15 protein-coding genes are annotated in these 13,613 nt (G+C 31.7%); 12 read left to right on the forward strand and 3 right to left on the reverse strand.

Annotated features, from left to right (window positions below; translation table 11 throughout):
• Window positions 1–55 precede the first annotated feature (55 nt).
• Complete coding sequence (locus tag V8G69_RS01055; RefSeq protein WP_394879831.1) at window positions 56–1,378, reverse strand: aspartate kinase; 1,323 nt, start codon at window positions 1,376–1,378, stop codon at window positions 56–58.
• Between the two features lie 99 nt (window positions 1,379–1,477).
• Between V8G69_RS01055 and V8G69_RS01060 the strand changes: the two genes are divergently transcribed.
• Entirely contained in the window at window positions 1,478–2,134 is a 657-nt protein-coding gene (locus V8G69_RS01060; RefSeq protein WP_394879833.1) for a hypothetical protein, read from the forward strand.
• 1 nt (window position 2,135) lies between these two features.
• On the opposite strand, the gene V8G69_RS01065 is transcribed toward V8G69_RS01060, so the two are convergent.
• Window positions 2,136–3,425 carry a branched-chain amino acid transport system II carrier protein gene (locus V8G69_RS01065; protein ID WP_394879834.1) on the reverse strand — a complete coding sequence of 430 codons (1,290 nt, stop codon included), beginning with the start codon at window positions 3,423–3,425 and terminating at the stop codon, window positions 2,136–2,138.
• 35 nt (window positions 3,426–3,460) lie between these two features.
• Between V8G69_RS01065 and V8G69_RS01070 the strand changes: the two genes are divergently transcribed.
• From V8G69_RS01070 to V8G69_RS01080, 3 genes are all read left to right on the forward strand, one after another.
• Window positions 3,461–4,234, forward strand: coding sequence for an alpha/beta fold hydrolase (locus tag V8G69_RS01070; RefSeq protein WP_394879835.1), 774 nt, complete (start codon window positions 3,461–3,463; stop codon window positions 4,232–4,234).
• Window positions 4,235–4,299: 65 nt separating this feature from the next.
• Entirely contained in the window at window positions 4,300–4,566 is a 267-nt protein-coding gene (locus V8G69_RS01075) for a hypothetical protein (protein ID WP_394879836.1), read from the forward strand.
• Window positions 4,567–4,636: 70 nt separating this feature from the next.
• Window positions 4,637–4,888, forward strand: coding sequence for a DUF1660 family phage protein (locus tag V8G69_RS01080; protein WP_394879838.1), 252 nt, complete (start codon window positions 4,637–4,639; stop codon window positions 4,886–4,888).
• Here the strand turns inward: V8G69_RS01080 and thiL are convergent.
• A complete protein-coding gene (gene thiL / locus V8G69_RS01085; protein ID WP_394879839.1) occupies window positions 4,878–5,924 on the reverse strand; it encodes a thiamine-phosphate kinase in 1,047 nt (348 codons plus the stop codon). The two genes, V8G69_RS01080 and thiL, sit on opposite strands and share 11 nt — an antisense overlap.
• Window positions 5,925–6,136: 212 nt before the next feature.
• Between thiL and V8G69_RS01090 the strand changes: the two genes are divergently transcribed.
• From V8G69_RS01090 to V8G69_RS01125, 8 genes are all read left to right on the forward strand, one after another.
• Window positions 6,137–6,466: a HesB/IscA family protein gene (locus V8G69_RS01090; protein ID WP_394879840.1), complete on the forward strand. Its 330-nt coding sequence runs from the start codon at window positions 6,137–6,139 to the stop codon at window positions 6,464–6,466.
• 27 nt (window positions 6,467–6,493) lie between these two features.
• Window positions 6,494–7,942, forward strand: coding sequence for a Fe-S cluster assembly protein SufB (gene sufB / locus V8G69_RS01095; RefSeq protein ID WP_394879841.1), 1,449 nt, complete (start codon window positions 6,494–6,496; stop codon window positions 7,940–7,942).
• Between the two features lie 40 nt (window positions 7,943–7,982).
• Window positions 7,983–8,735, forward strand: a complete 753-nt coding sequence (gene sufC, locus V8G69_RS01100; protein WP_394879842.1) for a Fe-S cluster assembly ATPase SufC — start codon at window positions 7,983–7,985, stop codon at window positions 8,733–8,735.
• A 50-nt stretch (window positions 8,736–8,785) separates the two neighbouring features.
• On the forward strand, window positions 8,786–10,099 hold the full coding sequence (gene sufD / locus V8G69_RS01105) for a Fe-S cluster assembly protein SufD (RefSeq protein WP_394879844.1): 1,314 nt from the start codon (window positions 8,786–8,788) through the stop codon (window positions 10,097–10,099).
• Between the two features lie 93 nt (window positions 10,100–10,192).
• A complete protein-coding gene (locus tag V8G69_RS01110; protein WP_394879845.1) occupies window positions 10,193–11,407 on the forward strand; it encodes an aminotransferase class V-fold PLP-dependent enzyme in 1,215 nt (404 codons plus the stop codon).
• 166 nt (window positions 11,408–11,573) lie between these two features.
• Window positions 11,574–12,644, forward strand: a complete 1,071-nt coding sequence (locus V8G69_RS01115) for a zinc metalloprotease (protein WP_394879846.1) — start codon at window positions 11,574–11,576, stop codon at window positions 12,642–12,644.
• Between the two features lie 78 nt (window positions 12,645–12,722).
• Window positions 12,723–13,157: a hypothetical protein gene (locus V8G69_RS01120; protein WP_394879847.1), complete on the forward strand. Its 435-nt coding sequence runs from the start codon at window positions 12,723–12,725 to the stop codon at window positions 13,155–13,157.
• Window positions 13,158–13,189: 32 nt separating this feature from the next.
• On the forward strand, window positions 13,190–13,612 hold the full coding sequence (locus V8G69_RS01125; RefSeq protein WP_394879848.1) for a SufE family protein: 423 nt from the start codon (window positions 13,190–13,192) through the stop codon (window positions 13,610–13,612).
• Window position 13,613: the final 1 nt, after the last annotated feature.

Raw genomic sequence — 13,613 nt, forward strand, 5'->3', positions numbered from 1 at the left:
AAGAAGAAAGGGTCGTTTAAAACGACCCTTTTGCTAACCTGACTAAAATTTTATTTTAAAGAGTGACTAATTCAAATAGATAATCATTTAGTTTGCCTAGCGTTTTAATTTTATCGTTTGCATTTATTAATAATGAAATATTATTTCTGCTTCCACCGTAAGAAATCATTCTAATTTTAACATCTTGTAAAATTTGAAACAATCTGTAAGTTTCATGATGATTTACTATTGAGTGACCAACCAAACAAACGATAGTTTGATTTTTATCTACTTCTACCACAGAAAACTTCTCTAATTCGGTTAAAATTTTATCTAAATTTCTATCGTCATCAATAGTAAGTGAAATGGCAACTTCAGAAGTTGTAATCATATCGATTGAAGTTTCATAAACTTCAAATATTTCAAAAACTTTTCTCAAAAACCCATGTGCCAATAACATGCGCCCAGATTTGATTTTTATGGCAGTAATGTTGTCTTTTGCCGCAATAGCTTTAACGCCATTTTCTGTGTGATCATCATTAATTAAAGTTCCATAAGCTTCAGGATCCATGGTGTTTTTTAATCGTACAGGGATATTATCTGCCCTTACTGGAGTAACTGTTTGCGGATGTAAAATTTTTGCTCCAAAATAGGCCAACTCAGCAGCCTCATCAAAAGATATATTAGAAATAGGTTTTGTGTTTTCAACATATCTTGGGTCGTTATTATGCATCCCATCTATGTCTGTCCAGATCTCTACTTCTTCTGCTTTAATTACTGCACCAATAATTGTGGCAGTATAATCACTTCCTCCACGTTGTAAATTTGAAATGTTACCTTCTTCATCTAAACAAATAAAACCTTGGGTAATGTAAATATCAACATCTGGAGCTTCATTAAAAACGGCTTCAAAATCTTGTTTTATATAAAACATATCTGGCTCCTTGTGATTATCAATACGCATAAAGTTCAATGCTGGCAACAAAGTAGATGTTACATCTTCTTGTGCCAAATAGCTGTTAAACATATAAGTTGAAAGCAACTCACCTTGAGCAACAATTTTATTTTCTAAATGAAGTGAATATTCCTGGTATGTACATTCAACTAAAAAATTAAATATTCCTGTTACATAATTTTTAACATCGATGTTCAAAGACTCATCTAAAAGTAATTTGTCAATGGTGTTAAAATACGTTTCATGTAATTTATTTATCTTTTCAATAGCCTCGTTAGTCATATCGTGTGCAATGTTATTTGCTATAGAAACTAAAATATTTGTAGTACCAGACATGGCTGATAAAACCACAATTTTTTTTCTTCCATCGTTGATAATATTTTTTACATTACACATGTTTTCAACACTACCTACAGAAGTCCCTCCAAATTTTAATACTTTCATTTTTAATCAATTTATACAGCGAAAGTATAGTACATTACTCAAAATAAGATATTTATTAAAAAAAAAGATTACTTTTGCACAAATTGTTAAATAATTAACATGAAAACCGTATCAAACTGTGTAGAAGATATTTTAATTGCGCAACCTTATTTAGAAGAAGCGCTTTCAAGAAATATCATAAATTTTAGCGCTTTAGCAATAGAATTAACAGAACCTATAAGCAAAATGCTTAAAAAAGAGGTAAAACCTGGTGCTATCATGATGGCTTTAAGACGCTACAATCCACCTGTTTCGTTATCAAATACTGTTAAAATGAAAAAGGTTATTCAGAACTTGGGCGATATTACTGTAAGATCGAACTTAACAGACTTTACCGTTAAAAATTCTGAAACCTTAATTGATAACCATTCTCAGATTTTAAAAAAGATTAATGAAGAAACCAAACTTTTTTACACATTTACAAGAGGAATTCATGAAAGTAACATCATCGTTTCAAGCAGTTTAAACGATTATGTAAACACTCATTTTCAAGATGAAACCTTTATTGCTGTTCAAGAAGGGTTAACTGCGATAAGTATTAATTTACCTGAAGACAATTCAAAAATTGCTGGATTATACTATCACTTTTTTAAACGATTGGCTTGGGAAGGTGTTGTTTTATATGAAGTAATATCAACAACCAACGAATTCACTATTTTAGTCGAAGAAAATTATGTGGATAATGCTTTTTTAGCGATTAAAAAACTTAAAAACTAATTTAAAATTTAGCTTCTCTACTTTTAAGTTTTAAAAAAACACTCACAACAATAAATGTCGTTAAGGCTGGTAAAACCCATCCTAAATTTTGCTTTGCAAAAAGAATATAACTTGTGACAGGTTCCAATTGTTCGGGTGGCATTACAAATTGTAAAAAATCAGGTAAACTAAATAAAAAAGTGATAAAAGCAACCCATCTAAAAACCAATTTAGATGCATACTTCTCTTGAATTACATTTAATAAAATAAGAACAATACATAACGGATAAATAAGCATTAAAGAAGGTAATGCAATAGTTATAATATAAGAAACCTGAAATTGCCCAATAAAAATTCCCGTTACACAACATACAATAGTTGTTATAATATATGCTCTTTGTGATTCTTTAAATAGTGCTTTAAAAAAATCTGCCGTACTCATAATTATTGCCACTGCTGTTGTAAAACAAGCTAACCCAACCAAAACGCCTAAAAAGGCACCCCCAAAATTCCCTAAAGTTTTTGTTGCTAGTCCAGAAAGCAATTCTGCTCTAGAAATATCACTTGGAAATTCAGAATTATAAAAAGCACCAAGAGCAATTAGCCCTGTGTAAATAATAAACAATCCTGCCATAGCTATAAATCCAGATTTAGCTATCATTATCTTTTTGTCTATGAACGACATATTGCCTGTTGAATTATTAATAGAAATTATTACAATTCCACCCGTAACAAGTCCTGCTATAGCATCATAAGTTTGATATCCTTCTAACAATCCACTAACCATAGGAGATTCAAAATTGGAACCTCTCATTGGTGCTACATCACAAAAAACACCAACTATAATTATAGCAAATAATATTAAAACTATTATAGGCGTTAAGTATTTACCAAGTATTTCTAATGCATTATTTCTATTAACAACAAAAAGAAATGCTAAAGAAAAATATATAATGCTAGTTAGTAAAGGACTTGTATTGAAAAAAGGAGCAATGGCCATTTCATGGGTTACAGCAGCTGTTCTAGGGCAAGGTAATGCAATAATAATGATGTAAATGCAAAGGCAAAAAATTAAACTGAATATTGGAGACACTTTATTACCAAACTCAATCATGGTTCCTTGAAGTTTGGCATGACCAAATAAAGCTAGTAGCGGAATAATCGTAGCAGAAATAATAAACCCTAAAGTAACTAACCACCAATCTGGCCCGGAATTGAATCCTAATAAAGGAGGCAAAATTAAATTGCCAGCACCAAAAAAACCAGCAAATAAAGCAAAGCCAAATACAAAGGTTTGTTTAGTTTTATTCATAACTCAATTATATCTTTGCCTAATATACTATAAAAATGATTTTACAATACAAAGGCATAAACATATTTTATACTGATAATGGTAAAGGCAATACCATTGTTTTGCTTCATGGTTTTTTAGAAAACTCAACTATGTGGGACGAATTTATTCCTGAACTTTCTAAAAATAATAGAGTTATTTGTATTGATCTACTAGGTCATGGAAAAACAGGTTGCTTAGGATATATTCACACCATGGAATTGATGGCCGAAACTGTTAAGCAAGTCCTCAACCATTTAAAAATAAATCAAGCTACATTAATTGGTCATTCAATGGGAGGTTATGTTTGCTTAGCTTTTGCTGAAAACTACCCTGAAATTGTAAAAGGTGTTTGTTTAATGAATTCCACTCCAAATGAAGATAGCAATGTGCGCAAGAAAAACAGAGATAGAGCCATTATTGCCGTAAAGAATAATTATAAAGCTTTTGTAAGAATAGCCATTGTTAATTTATTCAGACCTAAAAACAGAAAGATATTCTCCGAAAAAATTAAGCATATAAAAGAAGAAGCTTTAAAAACACCTGTTCAAGGAATTATAGCCGCTTTAGAAGGTATGAAAATAAGAAAGGATAGAGAACAATTCTTTAAAAAAGTGAATTTTAAAAAGTTAATGATTATTAGTAAAAAAGATCCGGTTTTAGATTTTGAATCATTAATTAAACAAACTAACAAAACAAACATAAATGTAGCAATATTTCCTGACGGACATATGAGTCATGTTGAAAATAGAGACCAATTCTTACATAATATTATGCATTTCATCGAATAATTTTATATTTTCATCGCTTTTGTCGTTTTTATTTCTATATTTAGAGTGTTCTAAATCTGAAATTTATGAAAAAAACTACTAATAAGCCGGCATTCATCCCAACCATGTATTGCTACCTTTTTGGTCATGATTTTGAAGTTACAAAGAAAGTTACCTATCATGTTAAAGAATACACTTGCAAACACTGCAAGAAGCAGTTAACCACTAACAGCAATGGGAATTTAATCGAGCTAACTCCAAAGTTTAAAGAGATAAATAGCATTTTAGAAAGAATCCACAATTCCAGAACTCAACGTTCAAAGGTAAAATTGGCCACTTCGTCGATTTATTAATAAGTTGTTAAACATTTTAAATTGATTTTTATACTTTTAGTCGTCTCTCCTAAGATACAATTAAAAGTTTATGAAAGAAATACATTGCAAGATGTTTGGGCATGATTATCATATCTCCAGAAACGTTACCTATCATGTCAAAGAATATACTTGTACCCGATGCCATAAACAATTAACCACTGGTGTAAGTGGCGAGCTTGTTAAACTAACTCCTAAGTTTAAAGAAATAAATGATGTGTTAGAGCGTATTCATACGAAACGCAACAAAAAGAAATTAAGAGAAAAAATTTTATTTGAAAACTTATTGGTTTTTAAGCACTAAAATTTTTCCATCCTTGGGCCTTAATCGGAATTCTGGTTTCTGCTCTGGTTACTAAATGTATCCCTGCTTCTTTTTCTTTAATAAAACCTATTACCGTTAAACTTGGATTCGCTTTTATTTTAGGATAATCTTCCTGAGAAATTGTAAACAGCAATTCATAATCTTCTCCCCCATTTAACGCAACAGTTGTACTGTCTATATTAAATTCTTCACAAGTTGAGATTACAACAGGATCTAAAGGAATTTTTTCTTCAAATAAATCACAACCAACTTCACTTTGCTTACAAATATGCATGATTTCAGAAGACAACCCATCGCTAATATCAATCATAGACGTTGGTTTAACATCTAAATCTTTAAAAAGTTTAATAATATCCTTTCTAGCTTCTGGTTTTAATTGACGCTCAATAATATAACTGTATGGCTCTAAATCTGGTTGACTATTTGGGTTTACTTTATAAACTTCTTTTTCTCTTTCAAGAATTTGAAGCCCCATATAAGCACCTCCCAAATCACCGGAAATCACCAATAAATCATTAGGTTTTGCACCACTTCTATAAACTTCATTATCTCCTTCCAAAGTCCCAATAGCGGTAACCGAAATCAATAACCCTTTAGTTGAAGATGTAGTGTCTCCACCTACAACATCTACATTATAAATTGCTGCGGCAGTTTCAATACCTGCATAAAGTTCCTCTAAAGCTTCTAATGGAAATCTGTTTGACAAAGCAATCGAAACTGTTACTTGTGTAGGAACAGCATTCATAGCACAAACATCAGACAGGTTTACTACTACTGATTTGTATCCTAAATGCTTTAAAGGCATATAGCTTAAATCAAAGTGAACACCTTCAACTAATAAATCGGTTGAAACAACAATTTTTTTATTCTTAAAATCTAAAACAGCAGCATCATCACCAATTGCCTTAATAGTTGATGTTTGCTTCACTTTAAAGTTTTTAGTTAAATGATCTATAAGTGCAAATTCTCCTAAATCACTTAGTTGAGTGCGTTGTTGGTCTTTATCTTCTATCATGGTGCAAAAATAAGAAGCTTATTTATATATTTCATCAATAATTCTTCCTTTCTAAATCAATAAAAAAAACCTATAAAACTATATGCTAATATAATGTTAGTTTATATGGAAATCCCTGACTTATATTGTATATTTGTAGCCTATTTAGAAACCTTCTTAATAAAAGGTTCCCAAAATATCAGTTAAAAGTTATAAATCTATTTTAAATAATTATGATTAAAGTTTCGGAAACAGCTAAGAAAAAAGTCATTGAACTTATGCAAGAAGATGGTTATAATCCATCTACAGATTATGTTCGTGTTGGTGTGAAAAGTGGTGGTTGTTCTGGTTTATCATACGATTTAAAGTTTGATAAAGAAAACCATGAAGGAGACAAGGTATTTGTTGATAACGAGGTAAAAATTATTGTTGACAAAAAAAGCTTTTTATATTTAATTGGAACAACTCTTGAATATTCAGGAGGCCTAAACGGAACTGGGTTTGTTTTCAATAACCCTAATGCAAATAGAACTTGTGGTTGTGGTGAATCTTTTTCACTTTAATAATCTGCATACTGAAGAACAAAAAGAATGAATAAATATACTGAAGACGATTTAAGAGAAGAATTAAAAACCAAAGAATATGAATATGGTTTTTATACTGATATAAAATCAGACACATTCCCTGTTGGCCTCAACGAAGAAATTGTTAAAGCAATCTCTCTTAAAAAAGAAGAACCACAATGGATGACAGACTGGAGACTTGAAGCTTTTAAAGCTTGGAAAGAAATGATAGAACCAGACTGGGCAAATGTTCATTATGCCAAACCAGATTTTCAGGCAATTTCATATTATTCTGCTCCAAACAGCAAGCCTAAATATAATAGTCTTGATGAAGTTGACCCAGAATTATTAGCAACTTTTGCAAAATTGGGTATATCTATTGATGAGCAAAAAAAACTAAGCAATGTAGCTATGGATGTTGTGGTCGATTCAGTTTCTGTTGCTACTACATTTAAAAAGACACTAGGAGAAAAAGGAATCATTTTTATGAGTATTTCTGAAGCTATTAAAGAGCATCCAGAACTTGTAAAAAAATATATTGGCACGGTAGTTCCTCAAAAAGATAATTTTTATGCTGCTCTTAACAGCGCTGTCTTTAGTGATGGATCTTTCTGCTACATCCCAAAAGGAGTGCATTGCCCAATGGAACTTTCAACGTATTTCAGGATTAATCAAGCAGGTACAGGTCAGTTTGAAAGAACCCTTGTTATTGCAGATGAAGGTAGCTATGTAAGTTACTTAGAAGGTTGTACAGCACCAAGTAGAGATGAAAACCAATTACATGCTGCAGTTGTTGAACTTATTGCGCTCGACAATGCAGAAATAAAATATTCTACCGTTCAAAACTGGTATCCAGGAAATGCTGAAGGCAAAGGTGGTGTTTTTAATTTTGTTACAAAACGTGGGCTTTGTGAAACCAATGCAAAAATATCCTGGACTCAAGTAGAAACCGGAAGTGCTGTAACCTGGAAATACCCTAGCTGTGTTTTAAAAGGTGATAATTCTGTTGGTGAATTCTATTCAATAGCCGTTACCAATAATTATCAGCAAGCTGACACTGGAACTAAAATGATTCATTTGGGTAAAAATACCAAGTCAACCATTATTTCAAAAGGTATTTCTGCAGGGAAGTCTCAAAACAGTTACAGGGGTTTGGTTAAAATAAGCCCTAACGCAGACAATGCTCGTAATTTTTCACAATGCGATAGTTTACTTATGGGAAATGATTGTGGCGCGCATACCTTTCCTTATATTGAAGCAAAAAACAAAACGGCACGCATAGAACACGAAGCCACAACAAGTAAAATTGGTGAAGACCAAATTTTTTATTGTAATCAACGTGGAATTGCAACAGAAAAAGCTATAGCATTAATTGTGAACGGATTTAGTAAAGATGTATTAAATAAACTTCCTATGGAGTTTGCTGTTGAAGCCCAAAAATTACTAGAGATAAGTTTAGAAGGATCAGTTGGATAATAAAAAGAATAAAGACAAATAGTCGCGATTTTAAATAATTATGTTAAAAATTAAGAATTTACACGCAAGCGTTGAAGATAAATCAATTTTAAAAGGTATTAATCTTGAAATTAAACCAGGAGAAGTTCATGCAATTATGGGACCTAATGGTTCTGGTAAAAGTACGTTGGCTTCTGTTATTGCAGGAAAAGAAGATTATGAAGTTACAGATGGAGACATTTTCTTTGAAGGAGAAGACATCAATGATTTAGCTGCTGAAGAACGTGCTCATAAAGGCATTTTCTTATCATTTCAATACCCTGTTGAAATCCCAGGAGTTTCTGTAACCAACTTTATGAAAACTGCCATAAATGAAACCCGTAAGGCAAAAGGACTTGAAGATATGCCTGCTAAAGACATGTTAAAGCTAATTCGTGAAAAAGCAGAATTACTGGAAATTGATAGAAAGTTTTTATCGCGCTCATTAAATGAAGGATTTTCTGGTGGTGAAAAAAAGCGTAATGAAATCTTCCAAATGGCAATGCTAGAACCAAAATTAGCTATCCTTGACGAAACAGATTCAGGTCTTGATATTGATGCACTTCGTATTGTTGCCAATGGTGTAAACAAACTTAAAAGTAAAGATAATGCTGTATTGGTTATTACACATTACCAACGTTTGCTAGATTATATCGTTCCAGATTTTGTACATGTATTGTATAAAGGAAGAATTGTAAAATCCGGAACCAAAGAACTAGCACACGAGCTTGAAGACAAAGGATACGACTGGATTAAAGAAGAAGTTAACGCATAATTAATTCTCAGTTAAGGTGATTACAAATCACTTACACTAACAATTAAAAAATGGATTTAAAAGAAAAACTCATATCATCCTTTTGGGCATTTGAAAACCATCAAGACGATGACGCTTATTTGCATAAAATAAGAACTGAAGCTATAAAATCATTTGAAGACAAAGGGTTTCCAACAAAAAAAGAAGAGGCTTGGAAATACACCTCTTTAAACAGTATTTTAAAAAACGACTACAGTGTTTTTCCAAAACTTGAAAATACTATCGAATATAATGATGTGAAAAAATATTTCATTCATGATATTGATACCTATAAAATTGTGTTTATTGATGGGAAATATTCTTCACATCTATCACAAACCACTCATGAAGGTATGGATATTTGCTTAATGTCATCAGCATTATCAAAACCAAAATACCGCATTCTTATAGAAAACTATTTCAATACAATTGCTAAAAACGACAGTTTAACCTCGTTAAATACAGCGTTTTCTAGTGAAGGAGCTTACATTCATATTCCTAAAAATAAAATGGTCGCAAAGCCAATCCAAATCATTCATTTTTCAACAGGAAATGAATCTGCAATTATGTTGCAACCGCGCAACTTGATTGTAGTTGATGAGAATTCGCATGTGCAAATTATTGAACGTCATCAAAGTTTAACAGACAATGCCGTTTTAACAAACAGTGTTACAGAAGTTTTCATAAACAAACGTGCCATTGTAGATTATTATAAGGTTCAAAATGATAGTTTAAACGCTTCTTTAATTGACAATTCATATATCAATCAAAAACAAGAAAGCATTTGTTCTGTGCACACCTTTTCTTTTGGTGGAAAATTAACACGTAACAATCTCAATTTCTTCCAACATGGTGAACGCATTAATTCTACTTTAAAAGGAGTTACAATTATTGGTGATAAACAACATGTCGATCATAATACGTTGGTACATCATAAAGAACCAAATTGCGAAAGCCATCAAGATTATAAAGGTGTTTTTGGAGAAAACTCTACTGGTGTTTTTAATGGAAAGATAATTGTTGATAAAGAAGCTCAAAAAACCAATGCGTTTCAATCAAACAAAAACATTTTAATCAGTGATAAAGCAACCATAAACACAAAACCTCAGCTAGAAATATTTGCTGATGACGTAAAGTGTTCTCACGGTTGTACCATTGGTCAGTTAGACGAAAGTGCCTTGTTTTATTTGCGTTCAAGAGGTATTCCAGAAAAAGAGGCCAAAGCATTACTAATGTATGCTTTTAGCAATAACGTTTTAAACTCGGTTCGAATTCCAGAAATAAAACATCGCATCAATAAAATTATCGCTAACAAATTAGGTGTTAACCTTGGTTTTGATTTGTAAAATATTAAAGCTTTTTCCCGCTATTCGCTATATCTTTTATTTCTTTTAAAACAAAAGGATGTCGCTTCTATCGGGGCTATTAAAAAAACAACTATGTTCAATGTTGAAAACATTCGTAAAGACTTTCCAATACTTTCTCGCAAAGTAAACGGCAAACCTTTAGTGTATTTTGATAATGCAGCAACCTCACAAACACCTCAACAGGTTATTGATGTTATTGTAGATTATTATTCAAATTACAATGCCAATATTCATCGTGGTGTACATAGTTTAAGTCAAGAAGCAACAGATAAATACGAACAAGCCAGACACAAAATTCAAAAGCATTTTAATGCCAAATTTGCTCATGAAATTATATTCACATCAGGAACAACACACAGCATTAATTTAGTTGCAAACGGCTTTTCTTCTATCTTAAAAAAGGGTGATGAAATCATTGTATCTGCCTTAGAACACCATAGCAATATTGTGCCTTGGCAAATGTTATGCGAACGTACTGGGGCCATTTTAAAAGTGATTCCAATGAACTTAGATGGAGAATTAATCATAAGTGATTATGACCAACTACTTTCAAACAAAACCAAACTAGTTTTTGTAAATCACGTTTCAAATGCCTTAGGAACTGTAAATCCTATTGAATATATTATTAAAAAAGCTCACCAAGTCGGTGCCGCTGTTTTAATTGATGGTGCACAATCTTGCCCTCATATAAAACCAGATGTTCAAGCTTTGGATGTTGATTTTTATGTAGCTTCTGCTCATAAAATGTGTGGACCAACAGGAGTTGGAATGCTATACGGAAAAGAATCCTGGCTAAAAAAATTACCTCCATATCAAGGTGGAGGAGAAATGATAGCTGAAGTTACTTTTGAAAAAACAACGTATGCAGATTTGCCTCATAAATTTGAAGCAGGTACACCAAATATTTGTGGTGGTATTGCTTTTGGGGCAGCTATAGATTATATGAATTCTATTGGTTTTGATAACATTTCATCTTACGAGCATGAACTTTTAGAATACGCCACAAAAAAACTTCTTGAAATAGAAGGTTTAAAAATCTACGGTATATCAAAACATAAAACATCAGTCATTTCTTTTAATCTTGAAGGCATCCATCCGTATGATGTAGGAACTATTTTAGATAAAATGGGAATTGCCGTTCGTACAGGTCATCATTGCGCTCAACCAATTATGGACTTTTACAAAATACCTGGAACTGTAAGAGCCTCATTCTCATTCTATAATACTTTAGAAGAAATTGACGTTTTAGCCAATGCAGTTAAAAAGGCCCAGTTGATGTTATCTTAAATTTTTCTATCCAGAGTTATCATTCAATAATTTTGTAGATAAAACACCATCAACTACATAACAATTGTGTTTTTTGTCGAATATTTAACAAAACTTATTAACAATTCGCAAATATTTTTAAAAAATATTTTATTTTCAGCAACGACTAATTCAAAAATATAATTAAATGAAAAAAATTTTTTTAAGTATGGCCGCTGTTGGACTTTTATTCACAGCATGTAATGATGATTCTAAAGAAGTATCACAAGAACAGCAAATTGACATGAGTGATTTTTATGTTTATACTGATTCTGCTGACGATTTAAGCTCTAAATCTGCTAACTCCAAAGAATTTTATAATCCATGTTATTCCATGGAAGTTCTTAACCGACAACTTCGTGAAAACCCGAGTTTAGAAAAGAAAATGTTTGATATTGAATACCAAACAAGAAAATATATAGCTTCAAAAAGCGGTAGCGCAAATAAAGGAAAACCAGGTGGTGGAACCAGTGGAGAGACAGATGTTGATGTTTTACCAATTAATGATGGTTTAGGAACAATAAATATTCCTGTTTACGTGCATATTGTTTTACCTAATGCAAATGATGTTTCAAACGCACAAGTTACATCGCAAATAAATGTGTTAAATGACGATTTTAATAGCACTAATACAAACTTGCTCCCATCTGGAGCAACAAATTTTGTTAACGATGCAACAATAACAAATGTAAGTTTTACTCTGGCAGGAACCTTTAGATATAATAATAACACTTCATCTTGGGGAACAAATGATTCAGTAAAAGCTGCTTATCCTCCAATTACTCCAGATACTCATTTAAATATCTGGGTATGTAATATTGGTGGCGGCATATTAGGATATGCCCAGTTCCCAGGAGGCAATTCCGCTACAGATGGTGTGGTGTTATTATATTCTAGTTTACCAGGTGGTTCTGCTGCCCCATATAATTTAGGAAGAACAGCAACTCATGAAGTTGGTCATTATTTAAATTTACGCCACATTTGGGGTGATGGAAGATGCAGACAAGATGATTTTGTTGAAGACACTCCAAGTTCCGATGGCCCAAATTACGGATGCCCAAATTATCCAACAATTAATTGTAGCACTACAGATATGACCATGAACTATATGGATTATACAGATGATGCTTGTATGTATATGTTTACAGATGGCCAAAGAAATAGATTAAGACCTATTTTTGCTACAGGTGGCCCAAGAGCTGCAATGGCTGGAAATTAAAATATAAAAGGCTTATTAAATTTTGAAAAGACGCCAACTTTGGCGTCTTTTTTGTATTATTATAATAAAACCTAAACTATGAAAGTTTTATTTATCGTTTTATCTTTATTAATTTTTGATCAAGGTTGTATTAATTCTAAAATTGATCAGGACAATCTTTCCATAGAATATTCTGCCATGTCTAGAGGTAGTTATAAGCTAATCATTCTTAACAAAAAAACTATTTCTATTATCAATAAACGAAATGCCAAACCTATAATTAAAGAATGTAATGAAAAGTATTGGCATACAATTATGGATTTAGTTAAGAATATCGATTTAGAAAACATATCGAAACTTGAAGCTCCAACTCAAAAAAGATTATATGACGGAGCAGCTATTGCAAATCTTACAATAACATATAATGGAACCGACTATGAGTCAGCTAGTTTTGACCATGGCAATCCACCTAAAGAAATTGAGCTTATTGTTAAAGAAATTTTATCTGTTTCAGAAAACATTGAAAAACAATAATTCTTATTGTATTTTTGTTAAAAATAAAAGTTGTGAGTATTACTGACATACAAGATGAAATAATTGAAGAGTTCTCAATGTTTGATGATTGGGAAGAACGTTATCAATATATGATTGATTTGGGTAAGGATTTACCTTTAATAGACGACCAATACAAAACTGATAGCAATATTATAAAAGGTTGTCAAAGTAAAGTTTGGGTTCACGCCGAATTAAAAGATGATAAAGTATGCTTTACCGCCGATAGTGATGCCATTATTACTAAAGGAATTATTGCTATTCTAATCAGAGTTTTCTCAAATCAAAAACCAAAAGATATCATTGAAGCTAATACAGATTTTATTGAAAAAATTGGTTTAAAAGAGCATTTATCTCCAACCAGAGCGAATGGTTTGGTAAGTATGATAAAACAGTTAAAAATGTATGCAATAGCATATCAAACACAATTAAAATAAT

The organism is Gaetbulibacter sp. M235 (genome assembly GCF_043876835.1).
In the GTDB taxonomy this organism is placed as follows: domain Bacteria; phylum Bacteroidota; class Bacteroidia; order Flavobacteriales; family Flavobacteriaceae; genus Yeosuana.